The sequence below is a fragment of the Aliiroseovarius sp. ABM4_368 genome (assembly GCF_056161205.1).
Map to the genome: position 1 here is coordinate 317,734 of NZ_JBSWYR010000002.1, position 19,159 is coordinate 336,892.

Annotated in this window: 20 protein-coding genes and 1 tRNA gene; 13 read left to right on the forward strand and 8 right to left on the reverse strand. The window is 58.0% G+C overall.

The window, feature by feature from the left end; all coding sequences use genetic code 11:
* Positions 1–228 precede the first annotated feature (228 nt).
* From ACXAH3_RS07520 to holA, 4 genes are all read left to right on the forward strand, one after another.
* The gene (locus tag ACXAH3_RS07520; protein WP_474861461.1) at positions 229–747 is read left to right on the forward strand and encodes a DUF3576 domain-containing protein; all 519 of its coding nucleotides are present in this window, start codon (positions 229–231) and stop codon (positions 745–747) included.
* 152 nt (positions 748–899) lie between these two features.
* Positions 900–3,455: a leucine--tRNA ligase gene (gene leuS / locus ACXAH3_RS07525; protein ID WP_474861462.1), complete on the forward strand. Its 2,556-nt coding sequence runs from the start codon at positions 900–902 to the stop codon at positions 3,453–3,455.
* Positions 3,442–3,939, forward strand: coding sequence for an LPS assembly lipoprotein LptE (gene lptE, locus ACXAH3_RS07530; protein ID WP_474861463.1), 498 nt, complete (start codon positions 3,442–3,444; stop codon positions 3,937–3,939). Before leuS ends, lptE begins: the two co-directional genes overlap by 14 nt.
* Complete coding sequence (gene holA / locus ACXAH3_RS07535) at positions 3,936–4,961, forward strand: DNA polymerase III subunit delta (protein WP_474861464.1); 1,026 nt, start codon at positions 3,936–3,938, stop codon at positions 4,959–4,961. The genes lptE and holA overlap by 4 nt, the downstream gene beginning before the upstream one ends.
* Here holA and ACXAH3_RS07540 read toward each other — a convergent pair.
* Positions 4,958–6,133, reverse strand: coding sequence for a TIGR03862 family flavoprotein (locus ACXAH3_RS07540; RefSeq protein WP_474861465.1), 1,176 nt, complete (start codon positions 6,131–6,133; stop codon positions 4,958–4,960). The genes holA and ACXAH3_RS07540 overlap by 4 nt on opposite strands.
* Complete coding sequence (locus ACXAH3_RS07545; protein ID WP_474861466.1) at positions 6,130–7,455, reverse strand: mechanosensitive ion channel family protein; 1,326 nt, start codon at positions 7,453–7,455, stop codon at positions 6,130–6,132. Before ACXAH3_RS07545 ends, ACXAH3_RS07540 begins: the two co-directional genes overlap by 4 nt.
* 30 nt (positions 7,456–7,485) lie before the next feature.
* On the opposite strand from ACXAH3_RS07545, the gene ACXAH3_RS07550 reads away from it, so the two are divergent.
* Positions 7,486–7,833, forward strand: coding sequence for an HNH endonuclease (locus ACXAH3_RS07550; protein ID WP_474861467.1), 348 nt, complete (start codon positions 7,486–7,488; stop codon positions 7,831–7,833).
* 18 nt (positions 7,834–7,851) lie between these two features.
* On the opposite strand, the gene ACXAH3_RS07555 is transcribed toward ACXAH3_RS07550, so the two are convergent.
* Positions 7,852–8,463, reverse strand: coding sequence for an enoyl-CoA hydratase/isomerase family protein (locus ACXAH3_RS07555; protein ID WP_474861468.1), 612 nt, complete (start codon positions 8,461–8,463; stop codon positions 7,852–7,854).
* On the reverse strand, positions 8,460–9,215 hold the full coding sequence (locus ACXAH3_RS07560; RefSeq protein ID WP_474861469.1) for an SDR family oxidoreductase: 756 nt from the start codon (positions 9,213–9,215) through the stop codon (positions 8,460–8,462). The genes ACXAH3_RS07555 and ACXAH3_RS07560 overlap by 4 nt, the downstream gene beginning before the upstream one ends.
* A 116-nt stretch (positions 9,216–9,331) precedes the next feature.
* Here ACXAH3_RS07560 and ACXAH3_RS07565 point away from each other — a divergent pair, with 116 nt between their 5' ends.
* The 7 genes from ACXAH3_RS07565 to ACXAH3_RS07595 all read left to right on the forward strand — a co-directional run bounded on the left by ACXAH3_RS07565 (position 9,332) and on the right by ACXAH3_RS07595 (position 15,736).
* Entirely contained in the window at positions 9,332–10,678 is a 1,347-nt protein-coding gene (locus ACXAH3_RS07565) for a TldD/PmbA family protein (RefSeq protein ID WP_474861470.1), read from the forward strand.
* A complete protein-coding gene (locus ACXAH3_RS07570; RefSeq protein WP_474861471.1) occupies positions 10,665–11,456 on the forward strand; it encodes an inositol monophosphatase family protein in 792 nt (263 codons plus the stop codon). Before ACXAH3_RS07565 ends, ACXAH3_RS07570 begins: the two co-directional genes overlap by 14 nt.
* A gap of 81 nt (positions 11,457–11,537) precedes the next feature.
* Entirely contained in the window at positions 11,538–12,578 is a 1,041-nt protein-coding gene (locus ACXAH3_RS07575) for a LacI family DNA-binding transcriptional regulator (RefSeq protein ID WP_474861472.1), read from the forward strand.
* Between the two features lie 36 nt (positions 12,579–12,614).
* Positions 12,615–12,691 (forward strand) — tRNA-Arg (locus ACXAH3_RS07580).
* 155 nt (positions 12,692–12,846) lie between these two features.
* Positions 12,847–13,704: a hypothetical protein gene (locus ACXAH3_RS07585; RefSeq protein WP_170574502.1), complete on the forward strand. Its 858-nt coding sequence runs from the start codon at positions 12,847–12,849 to the stop codon at positions 13,702–13,704.
* On the forward strand, positions 13,701–14,171 hold the full coding sequence (locus ACXAH3_RS07590; protein ID WP_474861473.1) for a plasmid mobilization protein: 471 nt from the start codon (positions 13,701–13,703) through the stop codon (positions 14,169–14,171). The genes ACXAH3_RS07585 and ACXAH3_RS07590 overlap by 4 nt, the downstream gene beginning before the upstream one ends.
* Positions 14,168–15,736 carry a relaxase family protein gene (locus ACXAH3_RS07595; RefSeq protein ID WP_170574506.1) on the forward strand — a complete coding sequence of 523 codons (1,569 nt, stop codon included), beginning with the start codon at positions 14,168–14,170 and terminating at the stop codon, positions 15,734–15,736. Before ACXAH3_RS07590 ends, ACXAH3_RS07595 begins: the two co-directional genes overlap by 4 nt.
* Before the next feature lie 194 nt (positions 15,737–15,930).
* Here ACXAH3_RS07595 and ACXAH3_RS07600 read toward each other — a convergent pair whose 3' ends face one another.
* Genes ACXAH3_RS07600 through ACXAH3_RS07610 form a run of 3 tightly spaced genes read right to left on the reverse strand, consistent with a single transcriptional unit; the run spans position 15,931 to position 17,884 of the window.
* Entirely contained in the window at positions 15,931–16,479 is a 549-nt protein-coding gene (locus ACXAH3_RS07600; RefSeq protein WP_170574509.1) for a methyltransferase family protein, read from the reverse strand.
* On the reverse strand, positions 16,479–17,114 hold the full coding sequence (locus tag ACXAH3_RS07605; protein WP_474861474.1) for a cation efflux transmembrane domain-containing protein: 636 nt from the start codon (positions 17,112–17,114) through the stop codon (positions 16,479–16,481). The genes ACXAH3_RS07600 and ACXAH3_RS07605 overlap by 1 nt, the downstream gene beginning before the upstream one ends.
* Complete coding sequence (locus ACXAH3_RS07610) at positions 17,114–17,884, reverse strand: transglutaminase-like domain-containing protein (protein WP_170574515.1); 771 nt, start codon at positions 17,882–17,884, stop codon at positions 17,114–17,116. The genes ACXAH3_RS07605 and ACXAH3_RS07610 overlap by 1 nt, the downstream gene beginning before the upstream one ends.
* Positions 17,885–17,954: 70 nt before the next feature.
* On the opposite strand from ACXAH3_RS07610, the gene ACXAH3_RS07615 reads away from it, so the two are divergent.
* Complete coding sequence (locus ACXAH3_RS07615) at positions 17,955–18,371, forward strand: MerR family transcriptional regulator (RefSeq protein WP_170574518.1); 417 nt, start codon at positions 17,955–17,957, stop codon at positions 18,369–18,371.
* Between the two features lie 212 nt (positions 18,372–18,583).
* On the opposite strand, the gene ACXAH3_RS07620 is transcribed toward ACXAH3_RS07615, so the two are convergent.
* On the reverse strand, positions 18,584–19,108 hold the full coding sequence (locus ACXAH3_RS07620; protein WP_474861475.1) for a P-loop NTPase family protein: 525 nt from the start codon (positions 19,106–19,108) through the stop codon (positions 18,584–18,586).
* Positions 19,109–19,159 lie beyond the last annotated feature (51 nt).

Genomic DNA, 19,159 nt, shown 5'->3' on the forward strand with positions numbered 1-19,159 from the left:
AATTCCACCTTTCCGCCGCTCATTGCAAGCCGACTGGAACGTCGAAAACAGTTTGCATGGCACATTGGTGCTTCTATGCCACAGTTTCTTTCCCGCATCCGGCGAAAACCCGCATTATCAAGAGATTCTCTTAATATAGGGGTGTTTTACAGCATTTTGGAAAACGCTTGCCCGCCCGCAGGCGCTTATATACTAACAAGAGGAATTTTCTGCATATGGGGCTGTTTTATGGGCATCCTGAAAACTTCTGCTTTTGGATTGTCGCTGATTGCGATTCTCGGCCTTTCGGCCTGTGGCGGTAGCCGCGGGTCCGCTGGATCGGGCAATATTTTCGGCGGAGGGTCGAACGCCCAACAGCAAAATGGTGGTGTTCAACACTCACCTCAGGCCGAAGAACCCCGTGAAACGATCTGGGATCTATTCAAGAACGTCGATGACCCCAACACGACGGTCGAAGTAAACCGCTATATCTGGAATGCGTCGCTGGATGTGCTCAGCTTTATGCCGGTTCAGGCGGCGGATCCGTTCTCGGGTGTGATTGTATTTGGCTTGGGTCGCCCACCGGGTGGCGGTTCGGCATATAAGGCCACGGTATATGTACGCGATCCCGCGCTCGACGCCCGTTCGCTGTCGGTTGCGCTGTATACGAGTGGCGGTCGCCCGGCCAGTGCAGAAGCGGTTCGCAAGATTGAAGATGCGATTCTGACCCGTGCGCGTCAGTTGCGCATTCGTGACGGCAAGCTCTAAAAGCATGTCGCTCAAAGGTGGGAACCGGTTTTGAGCTTCTCAGACATGCGTCATGGATGGATGGGGCCAAAGGCCCTAGACCCGGATCGACCAGACTTATAAGACATGCGCCGGGCCCACTGCCCGGCGTTTTCACATCAAGGACCTGACGAATGTCGCGATACACTGCCGCAGATATCGAACCGAAATGGCAAAAAGCCTGGGACGAGGCCGGAATTTTCACCGCCAAGCGCGATGAATCGAAGCCGAAATATTATGTGCTCGAGATGTTCCCTTATCCGTCGGGCCGTATCCATATGGGTCACGTGCGCAACTATACGATGGGTGACGTGATCTCGCGGTATAAATCGTCGTGCGGGTTCTCGGTTCTGCACCCGATGGGCTGGGACGCGTTCGGGATGCCCGCCGAAAACGCGGCGATGGCGCAAGGTGGCCACCCCGGCACGTGGACCTATGACAATATCAAGACCATGAAAGGTCAGATGAAGCCGCTTGGCCTGTCGATCGACTGGAGCCGTGAATTTGCCACCTGCGACCCGGAATATTACGGCCAACAGCAGTCCATGTTCATCGATTTCATGGAGAAGGGGCTGGTTTACCGCAAGAACGCCACGGTGAACTGGGATCCGGTGGATATGACGGTTCTGGCCAATGAACAGGTGATTGACGGCTGTGGCTGGCGCTCGGGTGCGCCGGTGGAACGTCGTGACCTGACGCAATGGTTCTTCAAGATCTCGGATTACTCGGGCGAGCTGCTTGACGCGCTGGATGGCTTGGACAACTGGCCCGAGAAAGTGCGCACCATGCAGGCCAACTGGATTGGCAGGTCGCAAGGTCTGCAATTCTCGTTTGAGCGCACGGATGGTGGCGACGGGATCGAAGTCTATACGACGCGCCCCGACACGCTGATGGGTGCCAGCTTCGTTGGCATCTCGCCGGATCACCCAATTTCCAAGGCGCTCGAGGCCGAAAACCCCGAAATCGCAGCGCAGCTTATCGAAATGCGCAAGGGCGGTACCACCGCGGAAGCCATCGAGACCGCCGAGAAGCTGGGCTATGACACTGGCATCCGCGTGAAACACCCGCTGAACCCAGATTGGGAGCTGCCCGTCTGGATCGCCAACTTCATTCTGATGGACTACGGCACCGGTGCGATTTTCGCCTGCCCGGCACACGACCAACGCGATTTGGACTTCTGCCGGAAGTATGACTTGCCTGTCGTGGACACGTTCCTGTCGCTGGACGATCCGAAGCCCGTCGAGAACGAAGCCTTCGTGCCGCCGAAAACCGAGAAGGTGAAATGGGTCGACCACTTCGCCGGTCTGACTGAGGCCACGGGTGAGGAAGCCATCGACGCCACCGTAAAGTTTGCCGAAGAGGCCGGCTGGGGCACGGGTGTCGAGAAATTCCGCCTGCGCGACTGGGGTCTGAGCCGACAGCGCTATTGGGGTTGCCCGATTCCCTTTGTACATTGCGACGATTGCGGGGTCGTGGCCGAAAAGAAAGAGAATCTGCCGGTCAAACTGCCCGAGGACGTGTCGTTTGATACCCCTGGCAACCCGCTGGATCGTCACCCGACCTGGCGCGGCTGCTCTTGCCCGTCCTGCGGCAAGCCTGCCAAGAGAGAGACCGACACGATGGACACGTTCGTCGATTCGTCTTGGTATTACGCGCGCTTTACCTCGCCCAATGCAGCGACGCCGACCGATTTGGAAGAAGCGTCCTATTGGATGAATGTCGATCAGTATATTGGCGGCATCGAGCACGCTATTCTGCACCTGCTCTATTCGCGCTTCTTTGCCCGCGCGATGAACATCTGCGGCCACTTGCCCAACTCGGCGCGCGAGCCATTCAACGCGCTGTTCACGCAAGGCATGGTGACCCACGCGATCTATAAGAACGCAGACCGCACCGATGAAAACGGCCGCGCGATCTATCACTACCCCGAAGAAGTCGAAGAACGTGACGGCGAAATGGTCGTCTCGGAAACTGGCGAGAAGGTCAAAGTGATCCCCTCGGCCAAGATGTCAAAGTCGAAGAACAACGTGGTCGACCCGGTGAACATCATCGACGCCTTCGGTGCCGACACCGCGCGCTGGTTCGTGCTGAGCGATTCGCCCCCCGAGCGTGACGTGGAATGGACCGCTTCGGGTGCAGAGGCTGCGGCCAAGCACTTGGCCCGCGTTTTCGCCACCGCTGTGAAGATCGCCGATATGGATGACGCGGATGGAAATGATGAAGAACTGCTGCGCGCCATGCACAAGGCCATCCATGATGTGACCATGGGCATCGAAAGCTTTGGCTTTAACGCTGCGATTGCAAAGCTTTACGCCTTCCAAAACGCCGTGTCGAAGTCGAAAGCAGGCGGCAAAGCACAGAAGCAGGCCATGCGCGTCATGGCGCAGCTGATGTCGCCCATGACCCCGCATTTGTCCGAGGAAATCTGGTCGATGCTGGGTGGTGAAGGTCTGGTGGCACAAGCCGCATGGCCCGTCGCAGACGAGGCCATGCTGGTCGAGGACACCGTTACCCTGCCGATCCAGATCAACGGCAAACGCCGTGCGGAAATCAGCGTGCCCAAGGATATGGACAAAGCCGAGGTTGAAAAACTTGCGCTGGCCGAGGATGCTGTTGTCAGGGCGCTGGATGGTAAGGCCCCGAAGAAAGTCATCGTTGTTCCGGGACGTATTGTGAATGTCGTGGTCTGATCGCCGTCATTTCCTGAAAATCGCTGCCGCTGCCGCGCTTTTGTCCGGCTGCGGCTTCACGCCCGTTTATGCGCCGGGCGGGTCAGCTGACGGGCTGCGCGGGGCGGTGACCATCGCCGAACCCAACGATTCGAACAGCTACGAATTCGTGAAACGGATGGAAGAGCGTCTGGGTCGCAACCTTGCTGCGCCTTATCGTTTGGACTATTCGATCACCACGCGTTCGGAAGGCGTTGGCGTGACGCCCAATCAGGAAATCACCCGCACACAGGTTCTGGGCGCGGTCGAGTTCTCGGTAACGTCCGTAGCCTCGGGACAGGTGGTTGAACGTGGAACAGTGTCGAATTTCGCATCTTATTCGACCGAAGGGTCCACCGTATCGACCGCCGCGGTTGAACGCGACGCAAACCGCCGCTTGATGGTGCTGTTGGCCGACCAAATCACCACACGCTTCACGGCCACGTTCTCGGGCTGGGGTGAATGAAGCTTTCACCTCGGGACGCCAGCGGCTATTTCGCCAAGCCTGATCCCAAGCGGATGGGCGTGCTGATTTTCGGGGCGGACGCGATGCGCGTTGCGCTGAAGCGGCAAGAGTTGATTGCGAACCTGATAGGCCCCAATGGCGAAGACGAAATGCGCCTGACCCGCATTCCCGCCGCCGATCTGCGCAAAGATCCCGCGATGCTGTCAGACGCGATCAAGTCGCAGGGCTTCTTCCCCGGCCCGCGCGTGGCCTTTGTCGAGGATGCCACCGACACGCTCGCCAAGATTATCACCCCCGCCATTTCCGATTGGCAGGACGGTGACGCGCAGGTGGTGGTCACCGCCGGGTCTTTGACCGCACGATCCGCATTGCGAAAGCTGTTCGAAGGCCACCCTAATGCATACGCTGCGGGTATCTATGACGATCCGCCGTCAAGGGGCGAGATCGAGGCCGACCTGAAACGCGCAGGCATCGCACAGGTCAGTCCCGAGGCGATGAACGACCTTTTGGGGCTATCGCGCGATCTGGATCCGGGGGATTTTCGGCAGACCGTGGAAAAACTGGGGCTTTACAAGCTGTCCGACCCATCGCCGGTCACACCCGATGATGTACTGGCGGTCGCCCCTGCCTCGACCGAGGCTGCGTTGGATGATTTGCTGCACGCCGTGGCCGAGGGTCGCGCAGGCGAAATAGGCCCTATTCTTGCGAAATTGCAGGCCCAGGGTGTGGCGGCTGTCGGTCTATGCATCGGGGCCACCCGTCATTTCCGTGCGCTTCACGGGGCCAGTTCAGATCCCGCCGGACCCGGCCAAGGCATCAACCGCTTGCGCCCGCCTGTGCATTTCAAATCGCGCGACCGGATGGTGCGTCAGGCCAACAAGTGGGGGCTGCGGCGGTTGGAGCAAGCGCTGGAAGTTCTGATCGACACAGACCTGACCCTTCGATCCGCGCAGAAAGCCCCGCAAATGGCGCTGATGGAGCGGACACTGATCCGTTTGGCGATGATGGGTGGGCGGCGTTAACGCGTGGCGTAAACCGCAGCAGCACGCCCTGTATGGCGCCCGGTCGCCAAACAGGTTGTGATCAGATAGCCGCCGGTCGGGGCTTCCCAATCCAGCATTTCACCACAGGCAAAAACGCCGGGCAGGGCTTTGATCATCAGGCCTTCATCCAGCGCCTCAAAGGGCAGCCCTCCTGAAGTCGAGATCGCCTCGTCCATCGGTCGCGGGCCTTGATGGGTGATAGGCAGGGCCTTGATGAGGACAGCAAGGTCAGCGGGATCATTCGGCAAAGGACGCGAAAACTCCTGCAAGAGAGACGTTTTCACCGGGTCCAGCTTCAACGTTTTCCGCAGGTGATTGGACAGGCTTGCCTTACCACGGGGTCGAGAAAGGCGAGCGATGACGTCCTGAAAACTGCGTCCAGGAAGAAGGTCTAGAGTTAGAGACGCCCCCTCGCGCATCGCTCGACTGACCGCATAAATTGCGGATCCTTCGATCCCACGGGACGATATCACGAATTCCCCCATCACCGATTGATCCCCAGCAGTGACGCGCACGGACTTCACAGGCTGACCGAAATGGCGGTGCATGTGATCGCTCCACGCGACTTGGAATCCCATGTTTGCGGGTTGGAAAGATACGCACTTTACGCCATTTTTCGCCAGAATAGAGACCCAGTTACCGTCAGATCCTAGCCGTGCCCAACTGGCACCACCCAGCGCAAGAACGGTGACATCTGGCCGCAGGGATTGTGGGCCTTCCAGCGTGTCAAACTGCATCTCACCATTCGACATTCCGACCCAACGCCAACTCCGAAGAAGCTGAACCCCTGCCCGATCCAGTCGCGCAAGCCAATTGCGCAGCAGTGGCGACGCCTTCATCGCCTTGGGAAAGACCCGGCCCGAAGAGCCGGTAAAGACCTCTTGCCCCAGATCGCGCGCCCAATCCTGAACAGCCTCGGGACCAAACTCGCCCACAATCCCGCGCAGTCTGTCCGGGCCATGAATTTGAGCCAAAAAGTCCGAAATAGGCTCGGATTTCGTGAGGTTCAGCCCTGACTTCCCGGCCATCAGAAACTTGCGGGCGGGCGAAGGCTTGGCGTCAGCGACGGTGACAGAAAGTCCTGCCTTCGCCAGTTCTTCTGCCGCCATCAAACCTGCCGGACCTGCTCCAATAACCAGCGCTGTTTTCACGAGGGCTTTGCCCCTTCCCCCAGCATCTCGACCACACGATGCGGATAGGGGATCTCGATGTCATTGGCCTTTAGCGTCTTCCAGATTTGCATCATGACACGCGGCGTGAACTTGTTGCGGCCGTCGTCGATACCGTTCACCCAGAATTCCAACGCGAAATCTACGCCGCTATCACCAAAGGCGCGCAGCTCGCAATCTGGCATATGTTCTTCACTGTCTGTCAGGATGAAGTCCAGCTCGGCCACGGCCTTCTCGACGATCCCCGGCACCGCTTCGACGTCGGCCTTATAGCTGACCGAGAACGGAGCCTCGTACCGATTGGCGCTGCCCGCATCCGAGTAATTCACCACGCGCGTTGTAATGAAATGCTCGTTCGGCACGACGATCCAGCGGCCGTCAAACGTCTCTAAAATGGCAGCTCGGGCCGTCATTTTGACAATCGTGCCAGCTTCGCCACCGTCCAGTTCGACATAATCGCCGACCGTTGCCTGCCCTTCCAGAAGAAGGATAATGCCCGATATAAAATTCGAGGCGATCTGCTGCAAACCAAAGCCCAACCCAACGCCAATCGCACCCCCCAGCACAGCCAGAGACGTCAGGTTGATGCCCATAATGTTCATCAAGACCAGGAAGGCCGCGCCAAAAATACCGATCTCGGCCGCTTTCACGGCCAACTCGCGCGTGGCAGGGCGCATTTCTTCCTGCTTCTTAATTGCCTGCGCGGTTTGGTTGTTCGACCAGCGACCCAGCCAGAAGATGACACCTCCGACCACGGCAAAGCGGATGGCAAACAAAAGCGAGAAGCTCATATTGCCCAGCGGAACAATGGTTTCGTCAAGCTTAGCGGTCACCAGATCCAACAAACCAACAGTATACAGCGCAGCCATTGGGATCAGAATGTACTTACCCAATAGTTTCAGGAAGGGGTCGCTGATGATCTTGTTCACAAAGGCGCGGACCGCCAGGAACAGGAAGACGCGTTTACCGAAAGCGATCACCGCGCCCGAACCAAAGATCGAGCGAGTCACTTGCTCGCCCAGTGCGGTATAGCCCCATGCCAGAAGCGGCATGGTCAGTGGCAGGAAAATCAGGGCAAACAAACGGGCCTTGGCAATCGGATGGTTACGGTCGCCATTCGGCGTCAGGATACGCGTCAGGAAGGGCTCAAGCTTCTTGTCCGTAATCACTGCCGCCAAATAGGCAACAATCAGAATGCCGAACTGAGACCATGCCGCAGGGGACAATAGCCAGCCTTCTGCGATCTCCCATCCTTGGTTCAGATAGCCCAGTGCCGTGTCCACGATCTGAGGTCTGTTTTCCATCTACTTTTCCTTGCTTTCGCACGTTCCCTGATGACACCTTTGGAAATGGATAGCGGTTTGGCCTCAAAGGGCAAGGCTTCCTTGCCGGAATGCGTGCTGTGCGGGCGCGATATCCCGCCGGATGTGGCGCAAAGCCGCCACCATCTTATCCCTAAGCTGAAAGGCGGTAAGGGCGGCAAAACCGTGCTGCTGCATCAGATCTGCCACAACCAAATTCATCTTGTGCTGAGCGAGGCAGAACTAGCGCGCAGCTATCACACGCCGGAAGCCCTGCGCGCCCATCCAGAATTGGCCAAGTTCATCCGTTGGGTCTCAAAAAGGCCACCGGATTTCTACGCCGTCACCAAAGGTCCGCGCCGCCGAAAAGGACACAATTAAGCTGAGTTAGAGCCTGTTTCATGGGATCATCCGCTTCATTGCCGCCACATGATCAGCACTTTGCGATCTAGCGTGCTCGGCAAGTTCTAAAACCGCTTCCGTCAGCGTATCAGGTTCAACCACGCGATCGATCAGACCCCATGACAGCGCCTCGTCTGTCAAGATTTTCTGGCCCGCCATCAGGATCATTTTGGCCCGCGCGGGGCCAATAAGCGCAGACATACGTTGGGGGTCGGATGGCTGGGGCAAGTAACCCAGTTTCATCACTGGATAGAAAAACTTGGCGTCTGGCACGGAAATGCGCAAATCACAGGCCAAGACCATACCGAAGGCGCCGCCCGCCAGCGTGCCGTTCAAGGCGGCGATGGTGAGACAGGGTGCTTTGGCGATGGCGCCGGACAGGCGCTCCCATACATCGTCGGTGGCCAGCCCGGCCTTTGCCTCGTCCAGATCAGCGCCGGCGGAAAACACTTTGCCCGCGCCGGTCAACACCAACACGCGCGCGTCCCCTGCCGCGTCCTGAGCGATTTGGGCGAGCTCTTCCAACATCGCTTTGGTCAGCGAGTTTGCCTTGTCCGGGCGATTGATGGTCACCACCCAGACACCGTTTTGCTTTGAAAGGTCTATCATCCGAATACGTTTGCCCGTTGCCTGATGTCGATATCACGCAGCGAGATTTCCTTGCCCAGAAACTCGTCTGCATCTTCAGAACACATCCACAACAGCGCACGCGCGGGCCATTCAGCAGGGATGTGGTCATCCCAGTTCAGCTGCGCCACCGCGTTGATGCCCGAGGATTTGATCTCGCGCTGCATTTGGGTCGCGACGGTGCCGGGGGACAGGCCGATTGCACGGATGCCCTTGCCAGAGGTTTCAAGGTGCAGTGCCTCGTTAAACATGTGCACGCCTGCCTTAGAGGTGCAGTAATGCGCCCAGCCTTCCAGCGGGCGATGCGCGGCTCCGGAACTGATCGTCAGGATCGAGCCGCCGCCCTGTTCGATCATATGCGGCAAAGCAGCTCTTGCGCCGTAATAGACACCTTTTAGGTTCACATCGATAACATGACTCCACCCTTCTGGGTCCGACGTCTCCAACGGGCCGATGGGTTCAATCACGCCCGCATTGTTGATCAGCACATCGACGGTGCCAAAGCGCCCATGGGCAAGATCTATCGCCGCTTTCACTTGGCTCCAGTTTGACACGTCACAGGTCACTGCCAGTGCACGCTCACCAATAGATTCTGCGATGGCTTGGATCTGCGCCGCGCTGCGGGCAGTTAAAACCACGTTGGCCCCGGCCTGCGCGAAAATATGCGCGGCGGCTTCTCCGATCCCACGGCTTGCGCCTGTGATCACAACGGTTTTTCCTGTCATATCATGCATATGGTGCCCTCCGTTCTCTTGATGCTAACGCAGCAAACGCGCAGATGCCAGAGACACATCTTGCGAGCGCGGGGTGCAAGGGTTACCTGAGAGGCACGTAATTGAAAGGACGCCCCATGCGCGCATCGCTTGATAGCCTGACACAACAGCTTTTGGACGCCGCACGGAAGGCGGGGGCGGACGCGGCGGATGCGTTGGCCGTAGATGGCACTTCGGTGTCGATTGATGTGCTGAACGGCAAGTTGGAGCATGCAGAGCGGTCCGAGGGCGTGGACATCGGTCTGCGTGTGATGCTGGGACAGCGACAGGCCTGTGTGTCGGCGTCGGATGTATCCGAGGCGACAATCAATGAAATGGCCGAGCGCGCCGTTGCCATGGCCAAGGAAGCGCCCGAAGACCCGCATATCGCACAGGCCGATCCCGCTGATTTGGCAACAGATTGGGATCTGGAGGCGTTAGAAATGGCAGACCCAAGCGCCGAGCCGGATCCCGCTGCGCTGGAACGCGATGCGTTAGAGGCCGAGGCCGCGGCACTCGCCGTGAAAGGCGTGTCACAGGTCAGCAGTTCATCGGCAGGCTATGGAAGGCACCAGTTCCATCTGGCGTGCTCGAACGGGTTTTCAGGGGGCTATGGCCGAACCAACCGCGCGATCTCGACCGTGGCGATCACTGGTGAAGGCGCGACGATGGAGCGTGACTATGCAGGCGAAATGCGCATTTTTCAGACCGACCTGCCCAGCGCGGAAAGCATCGGAACCAAGGCCGGTAATCGCACGGTGGAACGTTTGGGCGCGAAGAAGCCACCAACTGGGGCCTATCCCGTGCTGTATGACGAACGGATTTCAGCGTCCTTGATCGGGCACCTGCTAAGTGCCTCGAACGGGGCGATGATTGCACGTGGCTCGTCCTGGCTGCTGGATGCATTGGGTGAACAGGTACTGCCGGATGGCATCGACCTGATAGAAGATCCGCACCGCAAACGCATCTCGGGCTCGCGCCCTTTTGATGGGGAAGGTCTTCCCACGAAGACGCGCAAAATCGTCGACAATGGTCAACTGACCGGCTGGACGATGGACATTGCCACCGCGCGGCAGTTGGGGATGCAAAGCACCGCAAGCGCTTCACGTGGGACCTCTGCGCCGCCCTCGCCCTCGATCTCGAATGTGGCTCTAACACAGGGGGATTTGTCGAAAGAGGACCTGATCACGCAGATGGGCACCGGGCTGTTGGTAACCTCGATGATCGGATCCACGATCAACCCGAATACAGGCGATTATTCCCGCGGGGCATCAGGCTTCTGGATCGAGAACGGGCAGATCGCCTATCCCGTCAACGAATGCACCATCGCGGGCAATCTGCGCGACATGCTGAAGCGGATTACGCCCGCCAATGATGCCGAACCGCATCTAAGCCGCATGATCCCCAGCTTGCTGGTCGAAGGGATGACCCTTGCCGGTGACTGATGACCTGAATCTTTTGATCGACGCAGCCAAGGCGGCGGGCAACATCGCGTCTGGATTCTTCCACGGCGCGGCCGAACGTTGGGACAAACCCGGCGGGCAAGGCCCCGTAACCGAAGCGGATCTGGCTGTCGATCGCATGTTGCGGAATGAACTGACCAGCGCGCGTGCCGGCTATGGCTGGCTGTCGGAAGAGACCGAGGACACACCAGCGCGGCTGGAAGCAGAATACGTGTTCATCGTCGACCCAATCGACGGGACCCGCAGCTTCATTGAAGGCTCGACCACATGGGCGCATTCGTTGGCGATTGCCCGCAATGGAATTGTCGAGGCCGCCGTGGTCTATCTGCCCGAGCATAGCAAGCTCTATGCCGCCGCGCGTGGGCAAGGCGCGACGCTGAATGACACCCCCCTTACCGTCAGCCCCAAAGCCGAGATCGAAGGCGCGACCGTTTTGGCCGCGAAACCCAATTTCAACCCCACTTTCTGGCGGAACAGAGACGTTCCTCCGGTCGAGCGCGCCTTCCGAAGCTCTTTGGCCTATCGGTTGTCGCTGGTGGGCGAAGGTCGATTTGACGCAATGATGACGCTGCGCCCCACATGGGAATGGGACGTCGCTGCCGGGGCGTTGATCGTGGAAGAAGCGGGCGGTGCAGTCACGGATCAAACCAATGGCTTGGCGCGCTTCAACAATCCACATCCACAGCTTCACGGCATGGTCGCAGGGACCCCGCCGGTTCATGGGGCACTGATCCAACAGTTAGCGGAAACGTTAGCCTAACATCCCTGTGAAATTAGGGCATTGCCAAGCGCATCTCTATCGCTAACATACGATAGCTCTCATATGTTCAAGGATGCCGTCGTGACAGACACCCGTACCCCCCCGAACCGCCGCCCATTGACCCTTCGTGACGTATCCGAGGCCTCGGGCGTCAGCGAAATGACGGTCAGCCGGGTGTTGCGTAACCGGGGCGATGTCAGTCAAACAACCCGAGACCGCGTACTGGAAGCCGCGAAAGAGCTGGGATACGTGCCCAATAAAATCGCAGGCGCGCTGGCCTCGCAACGGGTGAACCTTGTGGCCGTGATCATCCCGTCCCTATCCAACATGGTCTTTCCCGAAGTCATGATGGGCATCAACGAAGTGCTGGATGAAACACCTTTGCAGCCAGTCGTGGGCGTCACGAACTATGACCCCAAACGCGAAGAAAAAGTCTTGTACGAGATGCTGTCATGGCGTCCCTCGGGCGTAATTATCGCAGGGTTAGAGCATTCTGATGCTGCCAAAGCGATGCTGAAGGCCGCAGGCATCCCGGTGGTCGAAATCATGGACACCGACGGCGACGCCATCGACGCCTGCGTCGGCATTTCCCACCGCCGCGCGGGTCGCAAGATGGCCAAGGCCATTCTGAAAGCGGGTTATAAAAATATTGGTTTCCTTGGCACCAAGATGCCGCTGGACCACCGCGCCCGGAAACGCTTTGAAGGCTTTACCGAAGTACTGGCCAAGGAAGGCATCGAAATCGCGGATCGCGAATTTTACGAGGGCGGGTCGGCGCTGGCGAAGGGTCGAGAGATGACCGAGGTCATGCTTGAACGTACTCCCGAATTGGATTTCCTGTATTATTCCAATGACATGATCGGAGCGGGCGGGCTGTTGTACTGCCTAGACAAGGATATTGGTGTACCAAGCCAAGTTGGGCTCGCGGGCTTTAACGGCGTTGAGCTTTTGGACGGCCTGCCCCGCAAACTGGCCACGATGGACGCCTGCCGAAAAGAAATCGGTCGTGCTGCCGCTCAGATCATTGCAGATCGCAGTACCGAAAGCGGTGATGTTGGCGGCGGTGAACGGATCGAGCTGTCACCCAAAATCGAGGCGGGCCAGACCCTGAAACGCCGCTAGACAAGCTACGCACGCTTGACTATTTCCTGCGCAATCGGCCCCGTGGCTCAACTGGATAGAGCAGCCCCCTCCTAAGGGGCAGGTTGCAGGTTCGAATCCTGCCGGGGTCGCCAAAACTGCCTGAAAAATATGGCTTATTTACAGGATGTTGTGCGGAAGACTGCAAAAAGTCCCGCCAGCTTTCGCGGCGAAATCGGCTGAAACGGCCGATTTTTCGTACAAAACCTGTACAAAATTCGCACGTTTGTGCGCATTTCGGGGGTCAATCATGAGCCGCCATAGCTTTGATCCTGAAATCGCCGGACGTGTTGGTCTGAACGCGGCGGTGATTTTCCAGAACATCACCTTCTGGATCGAGAAGAACCAAGCCAATCGCCGAAACCTTCGCGACGGTCGGTATTGGACCTACAACTCGATCTCGGCCTTTGGTGAGTTGTTCCCCTATCTGAGCGAGAAGCAAATCCGAACGGCGCTCGAAAAGCTGGTCAGCGCGGAGCTAATCATCAAGGGTAATTTCAGCGATGATCGTTATGATCGGACCTGTTGGTATGCCTTGGGCAACTCCATTTGCCCAATTGGGCAAATCGATCCGGCCGAAAGGGAAAATGATGCATTTGCCCCTGAGGGCAAGCCATCTGCCCCAGAGGGCAAATCCTATAAGAACAGATATAAACCATATCAAAAACCAGATCCTTCGCACGCGAAGGCGGCGGTGGACGATGAGATTTCAGAAAAGATTTTGTCCGCCTATCCCGAGGATCGCGTTCGCGGCAAAGCGGTCTGCGTTTCACAAATCCGCCAGGCGCTGGCCGATGGTGTGGACGCCAAAGACCTTGAGGGCGCCGTGCGGGCCTATGCGAGTGAGAGCGAAGGTTTCACCCGATCCAAGGTGTGCTTCTCCGACAACTGGTTCACCTCTGGCCGTTGGTTAAAATATCTTCACGACGTTGAGGAGGCACGAGAAGCGGGCAAGGCCAAAGAGGCCGAGTTGCTGAAAGGCTTGGCCGAATGGGTCACAGATCGCCATCCACTGTGCCGTCACATCACGCCCGGCCAAGTGACCGCCTTGCTAGCTGCAAACCTGGTCAGCCCCGCCGAAATCGAGGCCGCTGGGCTGAGATCATGAACGCAACTGATCCCCACAAAGAGCCGAGAGCAAGGTTACCCACCGATTACATCGGCGGGACTTGTGAGGGGCGGCAAGCCTCCCCTTCAAACCCCAACCAGACGCGCGCAAGCGGCGTCAAAGAGGGCCTTTCCGAGAGCGTGATCTTTCGATGCACCCCATCGGAAAAGGCAGCGCTTGTAGGCAAGGCGCGCGCCGCTGGCCTACCCAATGCCACGCTGATGCGGGAGGCCCTTGGGCTGGTCGAGGCACGTCGGCGCAAGCCCGTCCCTCGCGTTGATCCGAAGCTGACCTTTGCGATTGCCCGTGTCGGCGGCAACCTCAATCAGCTCTCCCGCTGGATCAACGGCGCGGTCAAATCCGGCCGCGCGAGCCAGATCGATGCGCTCAAGGTCGCGACACAACTGGTGGTCATCGAGCGGCATTTGGCGCAGATTGTGGCGGCGCACACAGGCGGCGGCGAATGATCATCTCGTTCTTCTCCACCGGCACAGGTGGCGGTGTAGCTCCCGTGGATTACCTAACAGCTCGCGAAGTTCTGGCCTATGACGAGAACCGCAATCTGATCCGCGACGACACCGGCCAGCCGCAAACCAAGATCCGCGACCCGCTGCCCGAGGTACTGCACGGTAATCCAGACCAGACCCGCCACCTGATCGACGCGAGCCCCAACAAGTGGAGCTATACGGCAGGTGTGATCAGCTTTGCCGAGGGCGATGATCCCAGTCCCGCCGCCCAGCAAGAGGCCATTGAGCTATTTGAGGCTCTGGCCTTTGCCGGGCTGGACAGGGATCAATACGATTGCCTTTGGGTGCGCCACTCGCATGAAGGCAACGTCGAGCTGCACTTCTGCACGCCACGCCTTGAGCTCAGCACCGGCAAGGCGCTGAACATCGCTCCGCCAGGGCATGAGAACGCCTTTGCGAGCCTGCGCGATCTGTTGAACCAAACGCACGGTTGGGCAGACCCTTTGGACCCAGAACGCGCCCGTGAAGTGAGGGCAACGATTGAAGCGCCGACGCGCGCGCAAGGTCGCGAAGCGCTGCACGATTGGATCCTCGATCAGATCAGCATCGGAACCATCACCGACCGTGCCAGCATGATCGACGCACTCACTGACGCGGGCTTCGAGATCCCCCGCGCCAGCAAAAACCACATCACCGCCCAAGACCCCGACACCGGCGAGCGCTGGCGTTTGAAAGGAGAGATTTTCCATGACGACTGGCACACCGAACCGCCTAGCAGAGAAATTGAACGCGGACCTAGAAACGATCCGGAGCGACCACGCCGCCTTGATGGCATCTCAACTGGAGAGCTTCAGGAGCGATTTCAGCAGCATTGCGACCAGCACGCTGCATACAATCGAGACCGATATCAGGTTCTTTCTGAGCGACAGCAAGAGCGAGTTGGAGAGGCGGAGCGAGACGATCAGGCGCTGGTTGACGATCTCACCTTGGGTGATCGTGGGGATGGTCTCAACCTGGATCGCGACAGTGCTGATGGCGAGTTGGTTTTGGACGGGTTTGATCACGCGCTCGGAGCTAACGCAGATGGGTATGACGCGGATCGAACAGGCGGGGCAGACATGGGTGACGCTGGACCCCGACCGGACGGAGTTGAAGACCTGCACGATGGCGCAACGGCCCATCATCTGTATCGAGATCAAGGAGCCTTAGATGACCATTCCACCGATAACACCCCTGACAGCTTTGGAGCGCGAATTGCTCGCATCCGTCGAACGGTTGGTGACGGCCTGCGAGAGCTCAGCCAAGGAATTGCACGCCTTGGAGAAACGCTCGACCAGCAGGATCGAAAGCAAGGTGAATGGCTTGGCGCACTGCGTGGCGCTATTGATGAAATCACATCTCACGTCCGTAACCACATTGGCCGACTTGCTGCGCGAGGAGCAGACTTACGAGACGCTTCAAGCGGGATTAGAGACCAGCTGGAAACTCGCGAAAGACGCCGAGAAGCGGCTGAACGAGAGTTAGACGCCAGAGATAGCCACCGCAGCGCGGGCCACTCGCTGTGATCTAACTGCAAATGTTGGCGTGGTTCGAGGGTCTGCAGCGGGAATCTTAGATTCGTTCTGCAGCAATTCACCACACGTCTGCGATTTCTTTGCTGGGTGGGCATGCGGATAAACCGGAAGTTCATGTAGAATGCAGCGAAGAGCTTGAAAGAGCCCATACCTCCCAAGTTTCTGCGTTGTGGCGAATGACCGCTTCAGAGAAAACGCCGAACGCGGGAGGCGTATTCCTCGAAGTCCGCGCCGTAGCGCGCGCGCAGCCATGGCTCTTCCGCGAATGGTGCAGCCAACAGCACGAGGACCGCGGCACTTCCGACCGGAAAGACCAGCGGTGCCGCCGTCAGCAGCATCCATCCGATGACCATGAAGATATCTGCGACATACTGGGGATTGCGGGAGTAGCGATAAAGACCGTCGGTTCGCAGATGCCCAACGGCACCGCCGGTTTGGGCGATGCCAAAGCGTACAACTTCAAACCAGACGGCTGCGTTTCCGGTGAGGATTAAAGGCACCCCGATCCAGAACCGCATCCAGTCTGGAAATGGCAGGGTCGCCCATCCAAGAATGCCAAGCAGAACAAGCACGCCGAACAAAGTGAATGTTGGAACCCAGACAAGGAAAGGCGTTCTGATCGTGTATTCTTCCGGGGGCCAGAGCCGCCGCGATGGACGCGCAAACGACCAAACGAGCGCGGCCAAGGTTCCTGCGGCAATCCCCAAGCCAAGAAGAGCAAGAAAGGCCTCCATCAGACTTCGGCATGATTGTGTGAATTGAACTCACGGCGTTCAGCGAGCGCCTGGCGCACGATCTGGAACGCTGAGGACAGAAACAAGCTGGCCATGATCGCAGCGACGATCAGGTCGGGCCAGCCGGTGGCCGTGCCCCATACGCCCAAAGCTGCTAACATCACGGCGACGTTGCCGATGGCGTCGTTTCGCGAGCAGAGCCAGACAGAGCGCACATTGGCATCCCCGTCCTTGTAGCTGACCAGCAGCAGGACGCTTGCAAGGTTTGTCGCCAGAGCCAGAGCGCCGACAACGCCCATGATTTCCGCTTCCGGTACGCCGACATAGAAAACCCGGTAGACTGTCGAGCCGAAGACCCACAGGCCCATCAGAAGAAGACTGATGCCCTTGGCGAGCGCTGCATTCGTCCGCGCGCGGATCGAAGCACCGATGACAGCAAGTGAGATGCCATAGGTCAGAGCATCGCCCAAGAAGTCGAGGGCGTCAGCCTTCAGAGCTTGCGACTGTGCGACCTGGCCTGCTGTCATCTCGACGGCAAACATCGTCGCGTTCAGCGCGATGACGATCCACAGCCGCCGTTTGTAGTCGTCCGATACGCCATCGAACTTAGCGCCATGTCCACAACACCCTGACATCACACGGCCTCCTTTAGAATGATTGGTGCCTGTTTAGGAAGAAGGTTCTCTGCGCCGCCGGGGATGATTGGCACATAGCCTTGCCTGATCCGCGCCACGCGCCGGTTCATCCAGTGCCGTATGACAAGACGATAGAGCAACCCGCGAAAACCGGACAGCTGGTGGTGGTCCTTGTAGAAATCATCCGGACTGTCAAAGACATCGAAGTCGTGGTTGATCCCGGTCTTCTGGATGTATGTGCTTTGGCCAGACCACTCGACGGGCGGGGCCTGAAGGCAATCTGTCCCCGCGCCATAGGCACAGAGCGACGTGCGATCCGGAAAGGTCTCCTGAAGCGCTCCCAGAACGCCTTGATCGAGGATAAACCCTTCGAGATTGATCCACTTGCCGTCGATCAGAACTTCCACCCAGGAATGGATGATGCTTCGGGGGGCCAGCGGGAAAACCAACTCTGGCACAACGCCACGCTGCAAGCCCTTGTCGATGGTGAAACCATGAAACCGGCAAGGGATATTCAACGCCCTGAGCAGTGCCATCAGAAGCGTGCCCTTGGTGTTGCACTGCCCATAGCCGTCCGCCAGCACTCGGGAGGCAGGCAGCGCATCGTCGCTGTTGTATCCGAACAGGATTTCGTTCCGCACGAAATCATAGGCCGTGCCGACGCGTGCGGTGGGGTCAAGAGAAGACCACCCGCGCTCGGCGATCAATGCCTGGATCGCATCGGATCGAAAATCGAGTATGGGGGTTTCGGCGAGGTATTTCTGGGACATGGTTCACTCTGGTTTCAGCGTCCCAACTGATATACGATCTCTAGTGACTAGAGGTTCAAGAGGTATTTTCATGTTTTCCATTGGCGAGCTATCGCGGCGCACGAACGTCAAGGTTCCAACAATCCGCTACTACGAAGAGTCTGGGCTTCTCGACGCACCGGAACGGACTGAAGGCAATCAGCGTCGGTATGATGCGGCGGGGCTGGAGCGCCTGAGCTTCATCAAGCACGCCCGCGACCTCGGCTTCTCGATTGAAGCTATTGCTGCCTTGATCGAGCTACAGGGCCACCCGGACCGGTCGTGTGCAGAGGCCAATGATATTGCGACGGCTCAGCTCTCGGACGTGCGCGCAAAGATCAAACGCCTCCGCGCGCTTGAGAAAGAACTGGTGCGGATTTCCAACGGCTGCGATGGCGGCGGAGTGACCGAAGACTGCTATGTCCTGGCTTCTTTGTCGGATCATGGCCTTTGCGAGCGCGATCACTGAAAAGGTAAAGCAGACTATCACATCGTATAGCCAAACGTCGGCAAAGTCCGCACTGCGGACACTGGACTTGACAGTTTCGAATGACTGCAACGCGGACGAAGATGCCGTTCGGCACTAAAGCACAAGCGTCTGGATTAACGAAAGGCTACAGAATCCCGAGTTTTGTTGGCGCAAATGTTTGACAGAAAACAAAACCTGAAGGCTAACCTTAATTAGACATGCTTTATTCTTGCTATGAAGCCAGAGGTTTCTCTCATGTTGACCAGACGGTATTTTGGCCCGAGGAACTCATTGTATAGTTGGAGATGTGCATTGAAGGAGGACGAAGAGGCGCGGTCCCAGTAGTTTGAGGACCAAGCTTCGAGTTCAGTGAAATTACTAGACGGTCCAAGTGCCGTTTCTCTCGCTAACAGGTTATTTCTGCTTTCGGACCAAGGAATATCTATCCAAATCAAGCATGTGGCACGTTCCATTATCGGGATGACCAGCCAACCATAAACACCTTCGATAATCCACTGATCGTTTTTGGCTTCTCTGACAGTTTTCTCAATCGCGGCAGACCTGGTCTCTTTGCGGCTATAGTCACCTTCAATCCATCGTATCTGATCGAGATCGACGACCTTCAATGATAGCTTTGCGCCCAATTTCTTTGAAAGCCAGCTCTTGCCGGACGCCGTATTACCGATGATGACCATGCGATCAAATTGGCCGGCAAGAACACCATCGCTTTGATGCATTCCTCGTCCCCCTTTCATGTAAAGCACAAGAGCTGACATTAGCCGCTTTGC

What these genes read in the sequence shown, in the direction of transcription:
- ACXAH3_RS07520 (WP_474861461.1), top strand. Translation starts at nt 229, where the DNA reads ATGGGCATCCTGAAAACTTCTGCTTTTGGATTGTCGCTGATTGCGATT.
- leuS (WP_474861462.1), top strand. Translation starts at nt 900, where the DNA reads ATGTCGCGATACACTGCCGCAGATATCGAACCGAAATGGCAAAAAGCC.
- lptE (WP_474861463.1), top strand. Translation starts at nt 3,442, where the DNA reads ATGTCGTGGTCTGATCGCCGTCATTTCCTGAAAATCGCTGCCGCTGCC.
- holA (WP_474861464.1), top strand. Translation starts at nt 3,936, where the DNA reads ATGAAGCTTTCACCTCGGGACGCCAGCGGCTATTTCGCCAAGCCTGAT.
- ACXAH3_RS07545 (WP_474861466.1), bottom strand. Translation starts at nt 7,455, where the DNA reads ATGGAAAACAGACCTCAGATCGTGGACACGGCACTGGGCTATCTGAAC.
- ACXAH3_RS07550 (WP_474861467.1), top strand. Translation starts at nt 7,486, where the DNA reads ATGACACCTTTGGAAATGGATAGCGGTTTGGCCTCAAAGGGCAAGGCT.
- ACXAH3_RS07555 (WP_474861468.1), bottom strand. Translation starts at nt 8,463, where the DNA reads ATGATAGACCTTTCAAAGCAAAACGGTGTCTGGGTGGTGACCATCAAT.
- ACXAH3_RS07560 (WP_474861469.1), bottom strand. Translation starts at nt 9,215, where the DNA reads ATGCATGATATGACAGGAAAAACCGTTGTGATCACAGGCGCAAGCCGT.
- ACXAH3_RS07565 (WP_474861470.1), top strand. Translation starts at nt 9,332, where the DNA reads ATGCGCGCATCGCTTGATAGCCTGACACAACAGCTTTTGGACGCCGCA.
- ACXAH3_RS07585 (WP_170574502.1), top strand. Translation starts at nt 12,847, where the DNA reads ATGAGCCGCCATAGCTTTGATCCTGAAATCGCCGGACGTGTTGGTCTG.
- ACXAH3_RS07590 (WP_474861473.1), top strand. Translation starts at nt 13,701, where the DNA reads ATGAACGCAACTGATCCCCACAAAGAGCCGAGAGCAAGGTTACCCACC.
- ACXAH3_RS07595 (WP_170574506.1), top strand. Translation starts at nt 14,168, where the DNA reads ATGATCATCTCGTTCTTCTCCACCGGCACAGGTGGCGGTGTAGCTCCC.
- ACXAH3_RS07600 (WP_170574509.1), bottom strand. Translation starts at nt 16,479, where the DNA reads ATGGAGGCCTTTCTTGCTCTTCTTGGCTTGGGGATTGCCGCAGGAACC.
- ACXAH3_RS07605 (WP_474861474.1), bottom strand. Translation starts at nt 17,114, where the DNA reads ATGTCAGGGTGTTGTGGACATGGCGCTAAGTTCGATGGCGTATCGGAC.
- ACXAH3_RS07610 (WP_170574515.1), bottom strand. Translation starts at nt 17,884, where the DNA reads ATGTCCCAGAAATACCTCGCCGAAACCCCCATACTCGATTTTCGATCC.
- ACXAH3_RS07615 (WP_170574518.1), top strand. Translation starts at nt 17,955, where the DNA reads ATGTTTTCCATTGGCGAGCTATCGCGGCGCACGAACGTCAAGGTTCCA.
- ACXAH3_RS07620 (WP_474861475.1), bottom strand. Translation starts at nt 19,108, where the DNA reads ATGCATCAAAGCGATGGTGTTCTTGCCGGCCAATTTGATCGCATGGTC.